This is a genomic window from Promicromonospora sp. NPDC019610 (assembly GCF_044389365.1).
GTDB lineage: Bacteria > Actinomycetota > Actinomycetes > Actinomycetales > Cellulomonadaceae > Promicromonospora.
This window is the reverse complement of record NZ_JBIRXX010000002.1, coordinates 1,767,724-1,787,820: the sequence shown is the minus strand read 5'-3', so window position 1 is coordinate 1,787,820 and position 20,097 is coordinate 1,767,724. Positions and strand designations below refer to the sequence as shown.

Here is a 20,097-nt window from a genome sequence, read left to right as displayed (position 1 = left end):
TGGGAGCGCACATGCGTACACGGATCACCTGGGGCCGGGCGCTCGCCTGGATCGTGCTGTGGTTCTTCGTGCTGGCCACCGTGCTGCCGTTCTACTGGATGCTGCGCACCGCGTTCTCGGACAACCAGGCGCTCGCCGCCCAGTCCTTCTCGCTGCTGCCCGCCGACTTCACGCTCGGCCCGTTCAAGCGGGTGCTCGGCCTCGCCACCCCGGAGGAGGCGATGGCGGAGGGCGGTTCCGGCGCGTCGCTGAGCTTCTGGCTCTACCTGCGCAACTCGCTCGTGGTCGCCACGGCCGTGACGGTGGGCCAGGTGCTGTTCTCCTCGATGGCGGCCTACGCCTTCGCCCGGCTCACCTGGCCGGGGCGGGACGCCTGGTTCGCCGTCTTCCTCGGGGCGCTCCTGGTGCCGCCGATCTTCACCTCGCTGCCGAACTTCCTGACGATCAAGTCGCTCGGCCTGCTCAACACGCTGCCCGGGATCATGCTGCCGAGCCTGTTCATGACGCCGTTCGCGATCTTCTTCATGCGGCAGTTCTTCCTCGGCATCCCGAAGGAGATCGACGAGGCGGCGATGATCGACGGCGCCCGGCCCTGGCGCATCTTCTTCCGGATCATCCTGCCGATCTCGGCGGCACCGGTCACCACGCTCGGCATCCTCACGTTCATCAACACCTGGAACGACTACTTCTGGCCGCTCCTGGTCGGCCAGACGGAGGAGTCCAAGGTGCTCACCGTGGCCCTGGGGGTCTTCCGCTCCCAGACGCCGCAGGGCGCGCCGGACTGGGCCGGGCTCATGGCCGCGTCCCTCGTCGCGGCCCTGCCCATCGTGATCCTCTACGCCGTCCTCGGCCGCCGGGTCATCAACTCCATCGGTTTCTCCGGCATCAAGTAGCCGGGCCAGAAAGGAACACCATGAAGCGAAAGATTCTCGCGGGCGCCGTCGCCCTCGCGTCCCTGTCCCTGACCGCCTGCGCGGGCGGGTCGTCCGGCGCCGAGGCGGAGGGCCAGATCGACTACTGGCTCTGGGACTCGAACCAGCAGCCCGCCTACCAGCAGTGCGCCGACGCCTTCCACGAGGCCAACCCCGACCTGACGGTCAAGATCACGCAGCGCGGCTGGGACGACTACTGGTCGGCGCTGACCACCGCGTTCTCGTCGGGCACGGGCCCGGACGTGTTCACCGACCACGTGTCCAAGTACCCCGAGTTCGTGGCGAACGGGCAGCTCCTGGCCCTGGACGACCACATCGCCGACGTCGACCTCGACCAGTACTCGGCCGGGCTGGCCGACCTGTGGGTCGCGCAGGACGGCAAGCGCTACGGCCTGCCGAAGGACTGGGACACCGTCGCGATCTTCTACAACCAGGAGATGGTGAAGGATGCGGGGCTGTCGGAGAAGGACATGCAGGACCTCGACTGGAACCCCGAGGACGGTGGCAGCTACGAGGAGACCATCGCGCGCCTGACCGTCGACGCCAACGGCGTGCGCGGTGACGAGCCGGGCTTCGACAAGGAGGACGTCGCCGTCTACGGCCTGGGTATCCCCGGCGCCGGCTACGAGAACGGCCAGACCGAGTGGAGCATGTACACCGCCACCACGGGCTGGACGCACACCGACAAGAACCCCTGGGGCACGCACTACAACTACGACGACCCGCGCTTCCAGGAGACCATCGCCTGGTGGTACTCCCTGATCGAGAAGGGGTACGCCCCGCCGCTGGAGACCACGATCGGCGCGTCGGTGAACGACAACTTCGGCGCGGGCAAGTCCGCCATCAACATCAGTGGCGACTGGATGCTCTCGACCTACTTCGGCTACGACGGCGTCGACGTCGGCCTGGCACCCACGCCCACCGGCCCGAACGGGAAGCGCGCGAGCATGTTCAACGGCCTGGCCGACTCCGTCTGGGCGGGTACGGACAACCCGGAGGGCGCCGCGAAGTGGGTCGCGTTCCTGGGCTCGACCGACTGCCAGGACCTCGTGGGCGCCGCCGGCGTCGTGTTCCCGGCCATCACCAGCTCGGCCGAGATCGCCACGGAGGCGTTCGCCGAGAAGGGCATCGACGTCTCGCCGTTCACCACCCAGGTCGAGGACGGCACCACGTTCCTGTTCCCGGTGACCGACCACGCCTCGGACGTGCACGCGATCATGACCCCCGCGATGGACGAGGTGCTGGGCGGCAAGGCCGACGTCAGCTCGCTGACCGAGGCGAACGAGCAGGTCAACGCCCTGTTCGACTGACCGGGAGGCGCGGCTGGTCGTGCTGGTTCTCGCGCCGGTACGCCGCCGGAGGCATGCCGCAGACGTCGCCGAACGCGGTGTAGAACCGGCTCACGGAGCTGAAGCCGGACTCTGCCGCGACGTCGGCGACCGGCAGACCGGTGGTCACCAGCAGCCGCCGCGCCTCGGCCAGCCGGCACCGGGTCAGGTAGTCGACCATGGTGGTGTGCACGACCTTGCGGAACTGGGCCATGGCGTAGTTGGGGTGCAGCCGCACGGTCCGTGCGACGTCCGCGACCGTGAGCGGTTCGCGGAAGTGCTCGGCGATGTGCCGCACCATCGCCAGCACCTGGCGCAGCGCCGGGTCGCCGGCCGCGAACTGCCGCACCGGCTGTCCCGGTGTGGCCAGTCCGAGCCGGCGCACCCGGGCCTCGATCTCCAGCATCGCGATGCGCCGCAGCTCGGGCTGGTCGCCCGACAGGTCGGCGGCCCAGTGCGTGAAGTTCGCCGGGTCGGTCGCCAGCGCTGCCTCCGGCGGTGAGATCAGCGGCATGCCGGACAGCAGGCGGCCGACCAGGGCGGCGGGCAGGCCCCAGCCGAGAAACGTGGAGAACGGCACGTGCACCCAGTGCGCCCGGGTCGCCGTGCTGGCGATGAGCTGGTGGGGCACCGCCGCCCAGAACGCCGCCACCGACCCGGGGCCGATCTCGACCGGCGCGCCGCCGAACAGGTAGAGCATCGTGCCGCCCTCGCTGACGAGGTTGATCTCCAGGTCGTCGTGCTGGTGGGCCGTGCCCATCAGGGTGGGGCGGCCGGACCAGCTCAGGAGAGCGGACGGCTCGATCTCGATCTGCGACGTCATCCGTCTCCCGGTGCCTGAGGATCCTGGAAGAACCGGCTCGGATCCGTGAAGAATTCGCTGATCGTAGGTACGTAGGGTCGAGGCCGTCAACGCGGCCGCCGGCCGTCGTCACACCCACGGCCGCATCGTCGCGGCCCGGACAAGGAGCATCCGTGTTCACACTTGGCATCGTCGGAGCCGGGCAGTTCGCCGGGCAGTTCGTCAAGCTCTGGAACCTGCACCCCGGTGTCGGGGACATCTATGTCACCGACCTGCTGCCCGAGCGTGCCGAGCGGCTCGTCGGCGAGTACGACCTCGCCGGGACCGTCCCGTCCTTCGAGGACCTGCTCGCCTCCGACGTCGACGCCGTCGCGATCTTCACCCAGCGCTGGACGCACGGGCCCCTGGTGGTCCAGGCGCTGCGCGCCGGCAAGCACGTCTACTCCTCGGTGCCGATGGCGGTCTCCGAGGGCGAGATCGCCGCGATCGTCGAGGCGGTCCGCGAGACCGGGCTGACCTACATGATGGGCGAGACGAGCTACTACAACCCGGCGACCGTCCACGCCCGGGACCAGGCCGCGAAGGGCGCCTTCGGCCGGCTGTTCTACGCCGAGGGCGACTACCTGCACGACATGGACCTCGGCTTCTACGACGCGTACCGGTACAGCGGCGGTGAGAACTGGAGGTCCACCGCGAGCTACCCGCCCCTGATGTACCCCACGCACTCCCTGGGCGGGATCCTCGGCGCCTGGCAGACGCACGCGACCAGCGTCTCGGCGATCGGCGTGCTCGACGACCGCGGGGACGGGGTGTTCGACAAGGACGTCAGCCAGTTCGCCAACGACTTCTCCAACGCCACCGCGCTGTTCGAGGCCGCGGGTGGCGGAGCGTTCCGCATCAACGAGTTCCGCCGGGTCGGGTTCCCCTCGCACTTCCGCGAGTCGCGGTTCCGGTTCTTCGGCACCGAGGCCAGCATGGAGCAGCTCGTCAACGTCAGCCTCTGGCAGGACAAGCAGGAGGTCGTGGACCTCACGGAGCACCTGGCGCCCAGGCCCACGCTCTCGGCCGACGACCCGTCGCTGGAGCACGTCTCGCCCGCGCTGCGGGACGCCTTCACCTCGGGCTCGGCACCGGTGCACGACCGCTCGCGGCTGCCGAAGGAGTTCAGAGGCGTCTCCAACGGCCACGAGGGCAGCCACCACTTCCTGGCCGACGACTTCGTCACGGCCGTCACGACCGGCGCGCTCCCGCCCGTCAACGCCTGGGCCGCGGCCCGGTACACGATGCCCGGCATCGTGGCGCACGAGTCGGCGCTCAAGGGCGGCGTGCGGCTGGACGTCCGCGACTTCGGGGACCCGCCGCAGAGCTGACCGGCGGCCGCGGCCGCCCTGACCTGGGGGCGTTCGCGGCCCGAGCGAGCGGGGCCCACCTGTTGTTGAATCCGAGTAGCGTCTTCTCGGGAACGGTGGCCGTGATGAACAGTCTGAACCTGGGGATCCCCGGGGTCGTGGGAGTCCGACCAGGAACGCACTTCTGTGCGCTCTACTCGGGCCCGGACGAGCGCGACCGGCTGTTGTTCTCCTTCCTGGAGGAGGGGCTGCGGCACGGCGACAAGTGTCTGTGCCTGATCGACGACGTCGAGCCGGACCGAGTCCGCGACCGGGCCCTGCGAACGGCCGGCCCGGAGCACTCCCCCTGGTCGGCCCAGCTCGACGTCGAGCGGGCGTCGGACACCTACCTCCGCTCGGGGGCGTTCAGCATCGACGACATGATGGGCTTCCTCCTCGAGCGGATGGACGCGGCCGTCGGCGACGACTTCGACCTCCTGCGTGCCGCCGGCGAGATGTCGTGGGTGCTGCCGGGCCCTCCGGGCTGGGAGAAGCTGTTCCGCTACGAGTCGGCCGTCAACCAGGCCGTCGTGCAGATGTCCGCCATCCTCATCTGCCTCTACGACCTGCAGAAGTTCGGGGCCGACATGCTCGTCGAGGTGCTGCACACCCACCCGCGGGTCCTGCTGGACCGCACCGTGATCGACAACCCGCACTATGTGGACCCGACGGAGTACGCCCCGCCGGCCGAGCTCACCTCGGGATCGCCGTATCCCCTGGTCAAGGCAGGTGCGGGTCGCGAACAGGGAGCGGGCGGGTGGGCGTCCCTGACCGACGCGGAGCTGCGGATCGGCTCCGGCGTCGCCCGGGGGCTGACCAACCGCGAGATCGCGGAGGTGCTGTACCTGTCCCCGCACACCGTGGATGCCCACCTCAAGCACATCTACGTCAAGCTCGACATCCACACGCGCGTCGAGCTGACCGTGCTCGCCCTGCAGCACCACGGCGCCACGGGCTAGCTCGGGCCCGATCCGGTCCCTCGATTACCCCGTTCACGGGATGTGGGCGACGTGCACGCCCGAGCAGCATGGCCGGTGGAACGTACCTCCGGCGATTGGACCAGTCATGGGCAGGGCAGTCGGTATCGACCTGGGCACGACCAACTCGGTGATCGCGGCGATGGAAGGCGGACAGCCGCAGGTCATCCCCAACACGGAGGGCAACCGGACGACGCCGTCGGTGGTCGCCTTCCTGGAGAACGGCGAGCGGCTGGTCGGTCAGATGGCCCGACGCCAGGCGATCCTGAACCCGAAGGGGACCATCTATTCCGCGAAGCGGTTCATCGGCCGCAAGTACGAGGAGATCAGCAGCGAGCTGAACGCCGTCTCGTTCGACGTGGTCGCGGATCCCGACGGCGCCGCGCGCTTCCAGGTCAACGGCAAGCTGTACGCCCCGGAGGAGATCTCGGCCCAGGTGCTCCGCAAGCTGGTCGACGACGCCGGGAAGTTCCTGGGCGAACGGGTCACCGAAGCGGTCATCACCGTCCCGGCGCACTTCAGCGACGCGCAGCGGCAGGCCACCAAGGACGCCGGCAAGATCGCGGGGCTCGAGGTGCTCCGGATCATCAACGAGCCGACGGCGGCGGCCCTGGCCTACGGGATGGACAAGCTCGAGAACGAGACCGTGCTGGTCTTCGACCTCGGTGGTGGCACGTTCGACGTGAGCATCCTGACCGTCGGGGAGGGCGTGGTCGAGGTCAGGTCGACGGCCGGGGACACCCACCTGGGCGGCGACGACTTCGACCGGCGCATCGTCGACCACCTGGCCGAGGAGTTCAAGAAGTCGAACGGCATCGACCTCCGCGACGACCCCCAGGCCCTGCAGCGCCTGTTCGAGGCCGCCGAGAAGGCCAAGGTGGAGCTCTCCGCGGTGTCGCAGACCGCCGTCAACCTTCCCTTCGTCACCGCTGACGCCTCAGGCCCCAAGCACCTCAACGTCAACCTGATGAGGTCGACCTTCGAGCAGCTCACCGACGACCTCGTCGAGCGCTGCCTCGGCCCGGTCCAGCAGGCCATGAAGGACGGCAAGGTGACCGCGGACGACATCGACGAGGTCATCCTGGTGGGCGGTTCGACGCGGATCCCGGCCGTGCAGGCACTGGTCCGCCGCCTGACCGGCGGCAAGGAACCCAACATGACCGTCAACCCGGACGAGGTCGTCGCCATCGGCGCGGCCGTCCAGGCGGCGATCATCAAGGGCGACGTCAAGGACGTCCTGCTCCTCGACGTCACGCCCCTGTCGCTCGGGCTCGAGACGATGGGCGGGGTGATGACCACGGTCATCGAACGCAACACGACCATCCCGGCCCGCCGCACCGAGATCTTCAGCACGGCGGAGGACAACCAGCCGGCGGTCGACGTCGTCGTCCTCCAGGGCGAACGGGAGAGAGCGGCGGACAACCGCGTGCTGGCCCGGTTCCGCCTGGAGAAGATCCGGCCCGCGCCCCGCGGCGTGCCGCAGATCGAGGTGACGTTCGACATCGACGCCAACGGGATCCTGCACGTCTCGGCGCGCGACAAGGACACCGGCGCCGAGCAGCAGGTGACCATCAGCGAGACCTCCACGCTGAGCCAGGAGGAGGTCGACCGGATGATCAAGGACGCCGAGTCCCACCGCGGCGAGGACGCGGCGCTGCGCGAACGGGTCGACGCCCGGAACGAGCTCGACTCCGTGGCCTACCAGGTCGGCAAGGTTCTCGAGGAGGCCGGCACGTCCGTGCCCGAGCACGACCGTGCGCGAGCCGAGCTGCTCCTCGGGGAGGCCCGGCAGGCCGTCGAGGGGGACGAGCCCGTCGACCGGCTCCGCGCACTCACGGGAGAGCTCCACCAGCTGCACCAGGCGCTCGGCGCCGCCACCCGCGGAGCCGCGTCGTCGGCGGCCGGATCGTCAGCGGCCGGGTCGGCGAGCGGCCCCGGTGACGGGTCCTCCGGTGATGACGACGACGTCATCGACGCCGAGTTCACGTCTCACTGACCGCCATGTCCGAGCACGAGGCACCCACGACAGCGGTTCCGGCGGACGAGCCAGGTCAGGACGAGGCCCTGGCGCACGAGAGCCCGGCGGACGAGACCCTGGAGCGCGCCGACGAGCGCGCTGCCGAGCCCGGCGACCAGGATCGTCGGATCGCCGACCTCGAGGATGCGTGGCGGCGCACGGCGGCCGAGCTGGACAACGTCCGCAAGCGCGGCGCGCGCGACGTGGTCAGCGCCCGCGAGCAGGAGCGCGCGGCCGTCGCAGGCCGCTGGCTGCCGGTCCTGGACAACCTGGAGCGGGCGCTCGCGCACGCGTCGTCCGACCCGGACCCCGTGGTCGAAGGCGTCCGGGCCGTGCTCGCGCAGGCGGTCGACGTCCTGGCCGACCTCGGCTACCCGCGGCGCGACGACGCCGGCCGGGCGTTCGACCCGGCCGTGCACGAGGCGGTCGGCACCGTGTCCGGTGAGGGGCTGGTGCCCGGGACGGTCGCTCAGGTCGTCCGTCCCGGTTACGGGTCCGACGACAGGATCCTGCGGCCGGCCGCGGTCGTCGTGGCCACCAGGGAGTCCTGATGGCCAGGGACTTCTACGAGGTCCTCGGTGTCGCCCGCGAGGCCGACGCGGCAGAGATCCAGCGGGCCTACCGCAGGCTGGCGCGCCAGAACCACCCGGACGTCAACAAGAGCGCCGAGGCCGAGGAGCGGTTCAAGGAGATCGCCGAGGCCTACGACGTGCTGTCGGATCCTGAGCTGCGTCGTCGTTATGACGCCTTCGGCGACGACTTCAGACGTGTTCCCCCCGACACGGACCCCGCCGCGTGGCGCCGGGCCCAGACCTACGCCGATGCGGGCGCGGGCGCGCGTGGCCGACGCTCGTCGGGGGCCGGTTTCGGGTCGGGCGGCTTCGGGGAAGACGTCGACATCGAGGACCTGCTCGGCGGGATCTTCGGCGGCGGGCGGCGCGGTGGACCGGGCTGGGACGGCTGGGGGCCGGGCCCGGTCGCGGGTTCCGACCACGAGGCCGAGGTCGAGATATCGGTCGAGGAGGCCTACCACGGCACCGAGCGCAGCGTCACGATCAGCGGCGGCCCGGGCCCTCGCACGCTCGACGTCACCATCCCGCCGGGTGTGGTCGACGGCCAGCGGATCCGGCTGCGCGGCCAGGGTGGCCAGGGCAGCGGCTCGGCCGCGGCCGGGGACCTCTACCTGGTGGTCCGGATCGCCGACCACCCGCGCTACCGCGTCGAGGGCCGCGACCTGCACGCACTCGTGCCCATCGCTCCGTGGGAGGCGGCGCTGGGTGCCTCGGTCTCCGTCGACACCCCGGGCGGCACCGCGACGGTGAAGGTCCCGGCCGGCTCGTCCAGCCACCGCCGCCTGCGGCTCAAGGGCCGCGGGCTGCCCAGCAGACGAGGCACGCCGGGCGACTTCTACGCCGAGCTCCAGATCCGCGTGCCCGACGCGCCCACCGACGACGAGCGTCGGCTCTTCGAGGAGCTCGCGCGGGTCTCCGGCTTCGACCCGAGGAGCAGACGATGACGCCGGCCGCACAGTTCGCCCTCGCCCGGCCCTACCGGCTCAGCCTGGACAGCTTCGCGCAGGTCACCGGGGTGCATCCCCTGCTGGTGCGCCGCCTGGTCGCGCTCGGACTGCTGGACGTCACCCGCGACGCGCACGGGCGGTTGTGGTTCGACCCGTCCCAGGTGCGGGAGATGGCCAGGATCCAGCGGCTGCGCATGAGCCTGAACCTCAGCTACTCCGCCATCGGGCTGGTGGTCGAGCTGCTCGACCGGATCGCAGAGCTGGAGAGGACACGGCGGCGGGTGCCGCGACGAGGAGACGCCCCATGGACATGAACAGACTGACCCAGAAGTCGCAGGAGGCGCTGCACGACGCCCAGACGAAGGCGTTGCGCTTCGGCCACGTCGAGGTGGACGGGGAGCACCTGTTGCTGGCGCTCCTCGACCAGACGGAGGGCCTGGTCGCGCCCCTGCTGACCCGTGCCGGGGGCGACCCTGGGCGGCTGCGCGAGGACCTGGAGACCGAGCTCGGTCGCCGCCCGCGCGTCAGCGGCCCCGGCGTGACCCCCGGGCAGGTGCACGTCACCCAGCGGCTGTCGCGGCTGCTCGACGTCGCGGACCGTGAGGCCCGCCGGCTCAAGGACGAGTACGTCTCGGTCGAGCACCTCGTCATCGCCCTGCTGGAGGAAGGCTCGGGCTCGGCGGCCGGGCGGCTCCTCCAGGCGCAGGGGCTGACCCGCGACAGCTTCCTGGCCGCACTGACAGAGGTCCGCGGGCACCAGCGGGTGACCTCGGCGACGCCCGAGGGAACCTACGAGGCGCTCGAGAAGTACGGGCGCGACCTCGTCGCGGCCGCGACGGCCGGCAAGCTCGAACCGGTGATCGGCCGGGACGCCGAGATCCGCCGGACCATCCAGATCCTGTCGCGCAAGAGCAAGAACAACCCCGTGCTGATCGGCGAGCCCGGCGTCGGCAAGACGGCGATCGTCGAGGGCCTCGCCCAGCGGATCGCCGACGGAGACGTGCCCGAGGGCCTGCGCGACAAGACCGTCTTCGCCCTGGACATGGGGGCGCTCGTCGCGGGGGCGAAGTACCGCGGCGAGTTCGAGGAGCGGCTGAAGGCCGTGCTCAACGAGGTGCAGTCCGCCGGGGGCCACATCCTGCTGTTCGTCGACGAGCTGCACACCGTCGTCGGCGCGGGCGCCGGTGAGGGGGCGATGGACGCGGGCAACATGCTCAAGCCGCTGCTCGCCCGCGGCGAGCTGCACATGATCGGCGCGACCACGCTCGACGAGTACCGCACGCACATCGAGAAGGACGCGGCCCTCGAACGCAGGTTCCAGCCGGTCCTCGTCGACGAGCCCGACGAGGAGGACGCCCTCTCGATCCTGCGCGGGCTCCGCGAGCGGTTCGAGGTCTTCCACGGCGTGAAGATCCACGACGGCGCACTGGTGGCTGCCGTGACGCTGAGCCACCGCTACATCTCCGACCGTTTCCTGCCCGACAAGGCGATCGACCTCGTCGACGAGGCCTGCGCGATGCTGCGCACGGAGATCGACTCGATGCCCGCCGAGCTCGACGAGCTCACCCGGCGGGTGACCCGGATGGAGATCGAGGAGGCGGCGCTCTCGGAGGAGAGCGACGCCGCGAGCAGGAACCGCCTCGAGGAGCTGCGCAAGGAGCTCGCCGACGCGCGGGCCGAGGCCGACGCCCTGCGCGCGCAGTGGGAGGCCGAACGGTCGGCCCTGCGCGAGGTGCAGTCCCTGCGTGAGGAGCTCGAACAGGTCCGCCTGGAGAGCGAGCGGGCCGAGCGCGAGTACGACCTCAACCGGGCGGCGTCCCTCCGGCACGGCCGGCTCCCGGAGATCCAGCGCCGGCTGGAGGCGGCCGAGTCCAGGCTCGTGGGCAAGCAGGGCGGGCGCGGGCTGCTGCGTGAGGTCGTGACCGCCGACGAGATCGCCGACGTCGTGTCCCGGTGGACCGGCATCCCGGTCACGCGCCTCCAGGAGGGGGAGCGTGACAAGCTGCTCCGCCTCGACGAGGTGCTGCACGAACGTGTCATCGGCCAGGACGAGGCGGTCCAGCTCGTGGCCGACGCCGTCGTCCGCGCCCGCTCGGGCATCAAGAACCCCCGGCGGCCCATCGGCTCGTTCATCTTCCTCGGCCCCACGGGCGTCGGGAAGACGGAGCTGGCCAGGACGCTGGCGGCCGCGATGTTCGACAGCGCCGAGAACATGGTCCGGATCGACATGAGCGAGTACCAGGAGCGGCACACGGTCAGCCGGCTGGTCGGGGCGCCCCCCGGCTACGTCGGGTACGAGGAGGGCGGTCAGCTCACCGAGGCCGTGCGCCGCAAGCCCTACTCGGTGGTCCTGCTCGACGAGATCGAGAAGGCCCACGTCGACGTCTTCAACACGCTGCTCCAGGTGCTCGACGACGGCCGCCTGACCGACTCCCACGGCCGGACCGTCGACTTCCGCAACACCGTGCTGATCATGACCTCCAACATCGGCTCGGAATACCTCCTCGACGGGGTCACCGCGGACGGCGAGGTCAAGGACGAGGCGCGTTCCATGGTGATGACCACCCTGCAGTCGCACTTCCGCCCGGAGTTCCTCAACCGCGTCGACGAGATCGTGATGTTCAAGCCGCTGACGCTCGCCGAGATCGAGCGCATCGTCGACCTCCAGCTCGAGGAGCTGCGCGAGCGCCTGGCCGACATGCGGATCACGCTCGACGTCACGGCCGAGGCCCGCCGCTTCATCGCGGACCAGGGCTTCGACCCGGCGTACGGCGCCCGCCCGCTGCGCCGGTACATCGCCCGCGAGGTGGAGACGCAGGTCGCCCGGGCTCTGCTGCGTGGCGACGCCGCCGACGGCGGCACGGTCTCGGTCGACGTGGTCGACCGGGCGCTCACGGTGACCGCGGCCGGGAGCTCCGCCGAGGGGCGGGCCGTCGCATGAGCGGGGAGACCCAGAGGTCGACGAAGGTCGTGTGCGGCACCTGCGGCGCCACGAATCGCGTCCCGGTGGTCGCCACGGGGACACCCCGCTGTGGGAGATGCAGCACCCCGCTGCGCTGGGTGGTGGACGCGAACGACGCCGACTTCCACGCCGTCGTCGACCAGTCCGGCGTGCCCGTGCTGGTCGACGTGTGGGCGCCGTGGTGCGGGCCCTGCCGGATGGTGAGCCCGGCCCTGGAGAAGCTGGCCGGCGAGCTGGCCGGCCACCTCAAGCTCGTCAAGGTCAACGCCGACGACAACCCCGGGGTGAGCCGGCGGTTCGACGTCCGGTCGATCCCGACGCTGGTCCTTCTCGACCACGGCCGGGTGGTCGACCAGCAGATCGGCGCCCTGCCCGAGCCGCGGCTGCGTTCCTGGCTGGAGTCCGCGCTCCCGGCGAGGTCAGAATGACCGCCGGCCCGGTCGGCGTCGACGACCCCCACCTCGAGATCGTCCGGCCCGTGCCGCCGCCCGCCCGGCACGTGTGCCCGGAGTGCGTGCTGCTGGGCACCCCGTGGGTCCATCTGCGCCAGTGCCTGACCTGTGGCCAGGTCGGCTGCTGCGACTCGTCACCCATGCGGCATGCGCGCGCTCACGCCGCCGCGACGAGCCACGTCGTGGTGCGCTCGATCGAGCCGGGGGAGGACTGGAGGTGGTGCTATGCCGACGAGCAGTTCGTCTGACGCCGAGCTCGAGGACCTGCCCGAGACCCCTGACATCACCGGTGCCTACCCTCGACTCACCGACGAGCAGATCATGCTGCTCTCCCAGCACGGCGAACGGAAGCCGCTGACCAGGGACACCGTGCTGTTCTCGGAGGGGGACCGCGACCGCGGCCTGTTCGTCGTGCTGGACGGCAGGGTCCGGGTGGTCCAGGAGGACGGTCCCGGGGGCGAACCGCGCGTGCTCGCGATCCACGGGCGGGGGCGCTTCGTGGGTGACCTCTCGATGCTGACCGGCCAGGCCGTCTACGTCACCGCCGTCGCCCAGACCGACGTCGAGGTCGTCGAGGTGCCCTACGACCGCCTCAAGGAGGCGGTCACCCAGGATCAGGCGCTCGGGGACCTGATCCTGCGGGCCCTCATCCTTCGCCGCAACATCCGCGCCGACCTGGGGGCCGGACTGCGGATCATCGGTTCCCGCTACTCCGCGGGCACCCGCCTCCTGCGCGACTTCGTGAGCCGCAACCGCATCCCGTGCCGGTGGGAGGACGTGGAGGACGATCCCGGGGCGGAGGCCACCCTGCGGGCGTTCGACATCCCACCCGACCAGACGCCCGTGGTGATCTGGCAGGGGCGGACGGTCCTGCGGAACCCCGGCACCACGGAGCTCGCCGACCTCCTCGGGCTGCGTGCGGCGCCCAGCCGCACGGCGTACGACCTCGTCGTGGTGGGCGCGGGCCCGGGTGGGCTTGCCGCGGCGGTCTACGCCGCCTCCGAGGGCCTCTCGACCATCGTCCTGGACGCGTTCGCCACCGGCGGGCAGGCGGCCACGTCGTCCCAGATAGAGAACTACCTGGGCTTCCCCGCCGGTATCACGGGCGGCGAGCTGGCGGACCGCGCCGTGGTCCAGGCCCGCAAGTTCGGCGCCGGGTTCACCGTCCCGGGCGAGGCCACCTCCCTCACGCAGGCCGACGGCTACCACGTGGTCGGGCTGGCGGAGGGAGGCGACCTGGACGCGCACGCCGTGCTCGTCGCCACGGGCGTGCGCTACCGACGTCTCGACGTCCCGGGGACGGACCGCCTCGAGGGCAGCAGCGTGTACTACGCCGCCACCGAGTTCGAGGCCCGGCTGTGCCGCCAGGACGCCGTCACGGTCGTGGGCGGCGGCAACTCCGCGGGCCAGGCCGCCTGCTTCCTGGCCCGACGGTCGCCGGAGGTGAACCTGGTCGTGCGGCACGAGGACCTCGGGAGGGACATGTCCCGGTACCTGGCCGAGCGCGTCGAGAAGTCCCCACGGATCCGGGTCTGGCGCACCACCGAGGTGGCCGAGCTCCTCGGCGACGAGGCGCTCGAGGAGGTGCTGCTGCGCGACCTCCGCACGGAGCAGAAGCACCGCGTCACGACGACGGCCCTGTTCGTGCTGATCGGTGCGGCGCCCCACACCGACTGGCTCCGGGGACAGGTCCCGCTGGACGCCGGGGGTTTCGTGCTCACCGGGCTCGCTGCCGGATGTCACGACGGGACGCTCGAGACCCGCCGGCACGGGGTGTTCGCCGTGGGTGACGTGCGGAGCGGGTCGGTCAAGCGCGTCGCCGCGGCCGTCGGCGAGGGTTCGGCCGCTATCCGCCAGGTCCACGACTACCTGGAGGCCGTGGGGCGCCGGTGAGCGACCCTCGGCGCGGACATCCGGGACCGCCGCACACCAGCCTCAGACGGAGCTCCCGTCGGTGAGGGTGCCGAGGAGCTCTTCGGGCGTCTCGACCTGCGGCAGGTGGCCGGAGCGGGGGAGCACGGTGAAGCTCGCCCTCGGGATCGCCGCGGCGTAGGCCCGGCCGTACTCGGTGCTGACGATCCCGTCGCTCGCGCCCCAGACGACGTGGACCGGCAGGTCGTCGAGCGCGCGGAGCCGCTCCAGCAAGGTGGGATCCGACATGGTCGGGCCGGTGTACGAGACCAACGCCTGGAGGTCCGGGCCGGGCCCGGGTGCTGCGGCGGCGGGTCGGGCGGGGGCCTTGCCCGGGTCGTGGAAGGACAGCTTGCTCAGGTCGGCGGGCGAGAGGCCTGCGACGCTGGTCGGCGGGTGTTGCGCGACCTCGATACCGATGCCGTCGATGATCACCGCGCCGCTGACCCGGGGGCTGCCCAGCAGCGCGATCTCGGCGGCGAGCCAGCCGCCGAACGAGTTGCCGATCACCGTGACGTCGCCGAGGCCGAGCTCGTCGAGCAGGGCGACGTAGGCCGCCGCGAGCGTGCGGGTGGAGTCCACGCCGGGCACTCGCGGGGTACCCGCGAAGCCGGGGTGGGTCGGGGTCAGCACGCGGGAGTGCGTGCGCCGGGCGAGCAGGTCGGCGAAGCCCGTCATCGTCGCCGGTCCGCCGCCGCCGTGCAGGAGGAGGAAGGGTCGGGTGTGGTCGCGGTCGTCGACGGTGATCGCACCGCCGGCGGTAGGAGTGCTGAGAGTGCGGGTGGGCCGCAGGCTGCCGGCGGGGACGGTGTCGTTCATGGGGTGCTCCTTCTGGACTATGTCTAAGGAACCTTATATAAAGATACTTAGTTTGCCTAGGAGGGGGAGGGCCGCAGGTGGTGGGTTACGCTGCGTCGGTGTCACCGTCGCTCCAGGAGATCGGCCTCGCCGTGAAGCGGCTGCAGTGGCGCCACCACCGCGAGGCCAACCGTCGGCTGGCCGAGCACGGACTCTCCCTGGTGCAGTGGGACGTTCTCCGGCACCTGCACCAGCAGCCGGACGCCACGCTGCACACGCTGGCGACCCTGACCTTCCAGACCGACCAGTCGATGGGCACCCTCGCCAGGCGCATGATCGAGCGCCGCCTGCTACGACGAGTCGACGGACCCGGCCGAGCCACCCGCCACGAACTGACGGGCGACGGTGAGCGCGCCTTCCAGGCCGGGTCGCTCGTCGTCGAATCCGTCCTCGCCGAGACCGTCGGCACGCTGTCCGAGGCCGACCGGGCCGTCCTGCACGAGCTCTTGATCCGGGCCGCCGGACCGCGCTGACGGCGCCGGGCTGCCACCGCCCGGACGTCACACGGAGAAGTATTTTCGCCTCTGGGCAAAAGGCCGCTGACCTGCAGAACTCATTCGTGACACCGTGAGGTGACACGAATTGGACACGTTTACGCGAACTCCTAGTCGAACATGTCGAGCCCGGGCCACCCGGCGGCATCCGGGCCCGGTCCGGTCTGCGCACCTGAAATGCATGAACGACTCGCGCCGCTTGGGACACCAGCCGCCTGCGCACGGCACCACACCCTGGAGAAGTGGCGTCGCTCCGGCTACGAGGGCGTCGGCCCGCGCTATCGCCTTCACGGCCGGCACGTGCGGTACGACCCGCGCGACCTCCTTGTGTGGAGCGAGTCGAAGGCGGTGTCCTGATGGGTGGCGGCCGTTCTGAGCTGAAGCCTGGCGAACACGGATCGATCAGCGCCTCGAAGCAGCCCAAAGGGCGCTGGCGAGTCGCGTGCGGTACTGCAATCTGCTCGGCGAGGAAGGCACGACGTCCGGTGTCGGCCCGACCAAGGCTGCGGCGATTGACGACTGCAAGGACAAGGCCGACGAACTCCTCAGAAGACGGCCATCGCGACTGTGACGACCGTCGGCGAGCTATGTTGGAGCTGGTACAACCCCATCGAGGCCGAGTCGACGGCGTTCTGGTCGCGACCGGACGCCGCTGAGCGTCGGGGTGAGACTCCGCCTCGTCGTCAGTCGCTCGTCCACCCCAAGCGGGCGGTGACGTACATCTGTGCCGAACGCGCCGGGATCGGCAGTCTGCGCAGATCCGGATTGGGCTCCGCGGTGCGGCTCGGCATCCTCCTGACCGACCCGATGGCAGGCGTCTCACCGGTGCGCCGACACGACCCACGGCCAGTCGCACTCGAGGCGAGCGAACTCCAGACCATCCGCGGCATCGTGCGTGACGACACGACCCTGACGATCGCACGCAAGACCGCGACCAACTTCGACGCGTTGCTGGTGCTGCTGCTCGGCACGGCTGTGCGCGTCGGTGAAGCTGTCGCGCTGCGCTCCTGCGGATGTCGACCCGCGGCAGGTGTACGAGGTCCACGGCGTCGTGCGGACCCGGTTTGCTCCGGACGGCACCGCCCTGTCCAGCCTGTCGGCGCCGTACATGCAGGCCGGCAACCTGCGTCAGGCACGCATCGAGCCGGGCATGCGGGTGCTGGAGATCGGCTCGGCCGGACCGCCTCCGAGAGGCTGCAGCGGCTCATGGCCCTTGTGTCGTCCCCGGGGGCCCGCTAGGCCGGTCACGGTGGGCGAGCCCCGTGAGGCTCGCCCACCTCGGATCAGGCGCGGTCCAGATCGCCGCGGGCGATCTTCGCGATGGCGAACAGCGAGACGGGGATGATGCTGAAAAGGTTGAACACCATCAGGGTCTCGAAGATCGCCGGTGTGCTCCATGATGTGCCGGTGGCGTCGATGATCGTGTCACCTTCCGTGTAGCCGAAGAACGCCGAGACGGAGCTGATACCGAACATCAGGAAGACCAGGGCGTGCTGCAGGAAGGACACAGCTGGCAGGGTCGCCGCCTCCTCGCCGCGGCGGGTCTGACGAGCAGCGACGACCAGTGCGAAGACCTGGAAGAAGGTCCAGGTGACGAACCACCAGCCTAGGTAGTTCGTGAATGGCACGCCGAAGACCCCGCCGCCCTGTTCCCAGATCCAGGTCTGCCGCACGGTGGAGGCGATCGAGTCGATACCGACGTCGAACATCGTCATGGTGGCACCCGCCAGCACGGGGAGCGCGATGACGTTGATCCGGCCGGTGCGGGTGCGCAGGTTCAGCCGTTCGTCGGCGCGGTCCAGGATCGTGTTGGCCGTCATCCAGCTCACGTAGCCGATGCCGAAGTAGGCCACGCCGATGATCACCGGTACGTAGAACAGCTGCGGCAGGAGCGTGTAGTGGTAGTTCCCGAACGGGAACCCAGTCATCACGCTCAGGTTCTCCCACATGAAGCTGATGCTGTAACTGATCGCGAAGAAGGCGAGCAGCGTCCCCCAGCCGTATCGCCGCGTGCCCTGCACGAGGGCAAGGGTGACGCCGAGCACGGCGATGACCTGGGTCGCCGCGGGCGCGCCCGTCAGCGGCACGACGACGGCCGCGGCGGCGGCTATCGCCACCACGACCCAGCCAAGGGCTTGTCGGACCCTGCCGTCGGACCGTCGCGCGGGCGTTCCAGGTGTGAGTACCACGTCGACGTTTGTGCCGCGGCTGATCGTGTCGGTCATGATTTCCTTCCTCGGTGGATTGTCTCCACTGTGCTGGAAGGCTGTGCCGTTATTCAGGACTCGCTGAACCAGGACATGCCGATCCGCCCATACTGCCTGCGGGTGTCAGCGAGGGGTCCGGGGCCCGGCCAGCTGCCGCAGCTTCTCGTAGCTCTCCGAGCGGGGGGCGGCGGCGAAGACGAGCAGGCGGTGGGACCGGTCGGGGTCGAGCAGGGTCTGACAGGTCAGCTCCAGAATGCCGACCTCGGGGTGCACGAAGCGCTTGACGGCGACCGGGGGAGCGCTCACGTCGTGTGAGTTCCACACTTCCCGGAACTCCTCGCTTCGTCCGAGGAGAAGGTCGGCGAGCTGTGCCGCCCGCGAATCGGGCCCGCGCAGTGCGATGACCTGGCGCAGGCTGGCGGTGAACCTTCGGGTGAGCAGCGGATGATCGTCAGGGTGGTAGAGCTGTCGGGCGGTGGGGTCGGTGAACCACCGGAACCCGATGCTGCGAGCTGGCCCGGTGTACCGGGTCCGGTCGCCTGTGAGCGCGGTTCCCAGCGGACTCTGCCGGAGGGTCTCCCCGAGCTCGGTGACGATCTCCGCCGGGGTGTCCTTCAGGGAGTCGAGGATTCCCAGCAGGCCGGGGGTGATGGGCCCACCGTCGGCGTCTCGTGCCGGCGGGTTGTGCCCGGCGAGCCTGAGCAGGTGGTCGTGCTCAGCGCTGGTCAGGCGCAGCCCCTGTGCGATGGCGGTGATCATCAGCTTGGACGGTTGATGCCCGCGCCCGCGTTCGAGGCGTGCGTAGTAGTCGGCCGACATGTGACAGAGGGTGGCGACCTCTTCCCGTCGCAGGCCGCTGGTCCTCCGGCGCCGTCCACGTGGGAGGCCGACGTTCTCGGGCTGGAGCGACTCGCGGCGCTGTCGGAGGAACTCGGCGAGTCCGACTCGATCGATCGCCATGCGCTGTCTCCGTTGCTTCTTCGTCGGACATGGTTGCTGCCCGTCCCGATCATCTGCTCCTGGCCGGGACCGACCACCCGGGGCCAGAGAGGGGGATTGGTGGCCCGTGGCTACGTCTGGTCGCGGACGGTAGAAAGCAGGTGCGGGGGCGGCGCACGTCCGCGCGCCCGCCGGCGCCATCTACCAGACGCACCTGAGATTAGGGCCCTGTGAAGACTTTCACCCTGAACGACGCGGTGTTCCTCAGGAGGAGATCTTCTTGACCACGAAGGTGTGGTCGGCCGAGGTGGGGTATGCGCGGATGTCAGCCGCGATCGACCGCGCTGTCATGCGCCTCGATACCACGTATCTGGACCTCATCCTCACCCATCAGCAGTACGGCGACGAGGGCTCGTCACTGCGCTGCAGGAAGCGGTCTGGGCGGGCAAGGTTCGCTCCATCGGCAATACGAGCGGCGCCCCACGTCCGGCAATGTGAGCTGGGGACTTTGCTCGAGCGACATGCCCGCCCCGCCCAGACCACCAACCGTTGAGCGACGGGCTGGTCGTGTGCCTGACGAGCTGAGCGATCCGCGACGACATCCTCCTGACGTGGCCCGCCCGCGACCGGCACCAGCCCGGAGAGGGCGCGGCGCGCCGTCGGGTGAAGAAGCGTCCAGCGTTCACCGATCGTGTTGCCCCGGCCCGAGGCGATACCGGGTCCGCGGTTCTCGCGGTCCAGCGAGCGCACGCCTGCCTCGACGACTTGCGAGGAGGCTCTGTAGTGCTCTCGGAGGATTAGTCGAGTGGGGTGCTCACGCGTGGTCTGCGGCGTAGGTGGCGAGGTCGTCGGCCCCGCGCTGCATGACCCGGGGCAGGACGAACGGCATCAGCCAGCCGATGCCAGGGCGTGCACTCCAGGTGCCTCGCCAGGTGATCGTGGTGCCGCCGGTGGCTGTCGGCCCCAGCTCGATCACCGCGCGGTAGTCCCGCAGAGCGGGGTTGAAGGTGTCCTCATAGGCGATGCGCCGGTTCTCCACCACCTCGGTGATCCGTTCCCCGGCGACAGTCCGTCCCGAGCGGAAGACGCGGACCGTCCCGACGCCGTCCCGCCCGTGGGGATCAAGACCGCTCGACCGGTCCTCCACGAGCTCGTCGATCCCGGAGGACCATCGGGGCCAGGAACGCCCGTCGATCAGAAGGTGCCACACGGTGTCTGGCCGGGCCGAGGTAGTGGCGTGGACGTGGTAGCTGGGCATGACAGGTAGTCCCTTTCGAGGTGTCAGGCGGGGGTGCGACAAGACGGACCGTG

Annotated in this window: 19 protein-coding genes; 13 read left to right on the top strand and 6 right to left on the bottom strand. The window is 70.4% G+C overall.

The window, feature by feature from the left end; all coding sequences use genetic code 11:
- Positions 1–11 precede the first annotated feature (11 nt).
- Positions 12–893: a carbohydrate ABC transporter permease gene (locus ACH45N_RS19680; protein ID WP_397396901.1), complete on the top strand. Its 882-nt coding sequence runs from the start codon at positions 12–14 to the stop codon at positions 891–893.
- 20 nt (positions 894–913) lie between these two features.
- Positions 914–2,242, top strand: coding sequence for an ABC transporter substrate-binding protein (locus ACH45N_RS19675; protein WP_397396899.1), 1,329 nt, complete (start codon positions 914–916; stop codon positions 2,240–2,242).
- Here the strand turns inward: ACH45N_RS19675 and ACH45N_RS19670 are convergent.
- A complete protein-coding gene (locus tag ACH45N_RS19670) occupies positions 2,223–3,083 on the bottom strand; it encodes a helix-turn-helix domain-containing protein (protein WP_397396897.1) in 861 nt (286 codons plus the stop codon). The two genes, ACH45N_RS19675 and ACH45N_RS19670, sit on opposite strands and share 20 nt — an antisense overlap.
- Before the next feature lie 152 nt (positions 3,084–3,235).
- On the opposite strand from ACH45N_RS19670, the gene ACH45N_RS19665 reads away from it, so the two are divergent.
- From ACH45N_RS19665 to ACH45N_RS19620, 10 genes are all read left to right on the top strand, one after another.
- The gene (locus ACH45N_RS19665; protein WP_397396895.1) at positions 3,236–4,432 is read left to right on the top strand and encodes a Gfo/Idh/MocA family protein; all 1,197 of its coding nucleotides are present in this window, start codon (positions 3,236–3,238) and stop codon (positions 4,430–4,432) included.
- A 104-nt stretch (positions 4,433–4,536) separates the two neighbouring features.
- On the top strand, positions 4,537–5,409 hold the full coding sequence (locus ACH45N_RS19660) for an MEDS domain-containing protein (protein ID WP_397396893.1): 873 nt from the start codon (positions 4,537–4,539) through the stop codon (positions 5,407–5,409).
- Between the two features lie 106 nt (positions 5,410–5,515).
- Positions 5,516–7,423, top strand: a complete 1,908-nt coding sequence (dnaK, locus tag ACH45N_RS19655; protein WP_397396891.1) for a molecular chaperone DnaK — start codon at positions 5,516–5,518, stop codon at positions 7,421–7,423.
- A gap of 5 nt (positions 7,424–7,428) precedes the next feature.
- Entirely contained in the window at positions 7,429–7,995 is a 567-nt protein-coding gene (locus ACH45N_RS19650; RefSeq protein ID WP_397396889.1) for a nucleotide exchange factor GrpE, read from the top strand.
- Positions 7,995–8,960 carry a DnaJ C-terminal domain-containing protein gene (locus tag ACH45N_RS19645; protein ID WP_397396887.1) on the top strand — a complete coding sequence of 322 codons (966 nt, stop codon included), beginning with the start codon at positions 7,995–7,997 and terminating at the stop codon, positions 8,958–8,960. The genes ACH45N_RS19650 and ACH45N_RS19645 overlap by 1 nt, the downstream gene beginning before the upstream one ends.
- Entirely contained in the window at positions 8,957–9,277 is a 321-nt protein-coding gene (locus ACH45N_RS19640; protein ID WP_397396885.1) for a chaperone modulator CbpM, read from the top strand. The genes ACH45N_RS19645 and ACH45N_RS19640 overlap by 4 nt, the downstream gene beginning before the upstream one ends.
- Positions 9,268–11,904 (top strand): ATP-dependent chaperone ClpB, encoded by a 2,637-nt coding sequence (gene clpB, locus ACH45N_RS19635; protein WP_397396883.1) that lies wholly within the window; start codon positions 9,268–9,270, stop codon positions 11,902–11,904. Before ACH45N_RS19640 ends, clpB begins: the two co-directional genes overlap by 10 nt.
- A complete protein-coding gene (gene trxA / locus ACH45N_RS19630) occupies positions 11,901–12,353 on the top strand; it encodes a thioredoxin (protein ID WP_397396881.1) in 453 nt (150 codons plus the stop codon). The genes clpB and trxA overlap by 4 nt, the downstream gene beginning before the upstream one ends.
- Positions 12,350–12,625, top strand: coding sequence for a UBP-type zinc finger domain-containing protein (locus tag ACH45N_RS19625; protein ID WP_397396879.1), 276 nt, complete (start codon positions 12,350–12,352; stop codon positions 12,623–12,625). Before trxA ends, ACH45N_RS19625 begins: the two co-directional genes overlap by 4 nt.
- Entirely contained in the window at positions 12,603–14,270 is a 1,668-nt protein-coding gene (locus ACH45N_RS19620) for an FAD-dependent oxidoreductase (RefSeq protein WP_397396877.1), read from the top strand. Before ACH45N_RS19625 ends, ACH45N_RS19620 begins: the two co-directional genes overlap by 23 nt.
- 42 nt (positions 14,271–14,312) lie before the next feature.
- Here ACH45N_RS19620 and ACH45N_RS19615 read toward each other — a convergent pair whose 3' ends face one another.
- Positions 14,313–15,107 carry an alpha/beta fold hydrolase gene (locus ACH45N_RS19615; RefSeq protein WP_397396875.1) on the bottom strand — a complete coding sequence of 265 codons (795 nt, stop codon included), beginning with the start codon at positions 15,105–15,107 and terminating at the stop codon, positions 14,313–14,315.
- Positions 15,108–15,205: 98 nt separating this feature from the next.
- Between ACH45N_RS19615 and ACH45N_RS19610 the strand changes: the two genes are divergently transcribed.
- On the top strand, positions 15,206–15,619 hold the full coding sequence (locus tag ACH45N_RS19610) for a MarR family winged helix-turn-helix transcriptional regulator (RefSeq protein ID WP_397396873.1): 414 nt from the start codon (positions 15,206–15,208) through the stop codon (positions 15,617–15,619).
- A gap of 840 nt (positions 15,620–16,459) precedes the next feature.
- Here the strand turns inward: ACH45N_RS19610 and ACH45N_RS19605 are convergent.
- The 4 genes from ACH45N_RS19605 to ACH45N_RS19590 form a co-directional block, all read right to left on the bottom strand.
- Positions 16,460–16,750 carry a hypothetical protein gene (locus ACH45N_RS19605; RefSeq protein ID WP_397396871.1) on the bottom strand — a complete coding sequence of 97 codons (291 nt, stop codon included), beginning with the start codon at positions 16,748–16,750 and terminating at the stop codon, positions 16,460–16,462.
- A 173-nt stretch (positions 16,751–16,923) separates the two neighbouring features.
- Positions 16,924–17,865, bottom strand: coding sequence for a carotenoid biosynthesis protein (locus ACH45N_RS19600; RefSeq protein WP_397396869.1), 942 nt, complete (start codon positions 17,863–17,865; stop codon positions 16,924–16,926).
- A gap of 105 nt (positions 17,866–17,970) precedes the next feature.
- Positions 17,971–18,807, bottom strand: a complete 837-nt coding sequence (locus tag ACH45N_RS19595; protein WP_397396867.1) for a helix-turn-helix transcriptional regulator — start codon at positions 18,805–18,807, stop codon at positions 17,971–17,973.
- A gap of 793 nt (positions 18,808–19,600) precedes the next feature.
- Entirely contained in the window at positions 19,601–20,044 is a 444-nt protein-coding gene (locus tag ACH45N_RS19590; RefSeq protein WP_397396865.1) for an SRPBCC family protein, read from the bottom strand.
- Between the last annotated feature and the right edge of the window lie 53 nt (positions 20,045–20,097).

What these genes read in the sequence shown, in the direction of transcription:
- clpB (WP_397396883.1), top strand. Translation starts at nt 9,268, where the DNA reads ATGGACATGAACAGACTGACCCAGAAGTCGCAGGAGGCGCTGCACGAC.
- ACH45N_RS19615 (WP_397396875.1), bottom strand. Translation starts at nt 15,107, where the DNA reads ATGAACGACACCGTCCCCGCCGGCAGCCTGCGGCCCACCCGCACTCTC.
- dnaK (WP_397396891.1), top strand. Translation starts at nt 5,516, where the DNA reads ATGGGCAGGGCAGTCGGTATCGACCTGGGCACGACCAACTCGGTGATC.
- ACH45N_RS19625 (WP_397396879.1), top strand. Translation starts at nt 12,350, where the DNA reads ATGACCGCCGGCCCGGTCGGCGTCGACGACCCCCACCTCGAGATCGTC.
- trxA (WP_397396881.1), top strand. Translation starts at nt 11,901, where the DNA reads ATGAGCGGGGAGACCCAGAGGTCGACGAAGGTCGTGTGCGGCACCTGC.
- ACH45N_RS19600 (WP_397396869.1), bottom strand. Translation starts at nt 17,865, where the DNA reads ATGACCGACACGATCAGCCGCGGCACAAACGTCGACGTGGTACTCACA.
- ACH45N_RS19590 (WP_397396865.1), bottom strand. Translation starts at nt 20,044, where the DNA reads ATGCCCAGCTACCACGTCCACGCCACTACCTCGGCCCGGCCAGACACC.
- ACH45N_RS19675 (WP_397396899.1), top strand. Translation starts at nt 914, where the DNA reads ATGAAGCGAAAGATTCTCGCGGGCGCCGTCGCCCTCGCGTCCCTGTCC.
- ACH45N_RS19645 (WP_397396887.1), top strand. Translation starts at nt 7,995, where the DNA reads ATGGCCAGGGACTTCTACGAGGTCCTCGGTGTCGCCCGCGAGGCCGAC.
- ACH45N_RS19605 (WP_397396871.1), bottom strand. Translation starts at nt 16,750, where the DNA reads ATGTACGGCGCCGACAGGCTGGACAGGGCGGTGCCGTCCGGAGCAAAC.
- ACH45N_RS19650 (WP_397396889.1), top strand. Translation starts at nt 7,429, where the DNA reads ATGTCCGAGCACGAGGCACCCACGACAGCGGTTCCGGCGGACGAGCCA.
- ACH45N_RS19670 (WP_397396897.1), bottom strand. Translation starts at nt 3,083, where the DNA reads ATGACGTCGCAGATCGAGATCGAGCCGTCCGCTCTCCTGAGCTGGTCC.
- ACH45N_RS19680 (WP_397396901.1), top strand. Translation starts at nt 12, where the DNA reads ATGCGTACACGGATCACCTGGGGCCGGGCGCTCGCCTGGATCGTGCTG.
- ACH45N_RS19620 (WP_397396877.1), top strand. Translation starts at nt 12,603, where the DNA reads ATGCCGACGAGCAGTTCGTCTGACGCCGAGCTCGAGGACCTGCCCGAG.
- ACH45N_RS19660 (WP_397396893.1), top strand. Translation starts at nt 4,537, where the DNA reads ATGAACAGTCTGAACCTGGGGATCCCCGGGGTCGTGGGAGTCCGACCA.
- ACH45N_RS19595 (WP_397396867.1), bottom strand. Translation starts at nt 18,807, where the DNA reads ATGGCGATCGATCGAGTCGGACTCGCCGAGTTCCTCCGACAGCGCCGC.
- ACH45N_RS19640 (WP_397396885.1), top strand. Translation starts at nt 8,957, where the DNA reads ATGACGCCGGCCGCACAGTTCGCCCTCGCCCGGCCCTACCGGCTCAGC.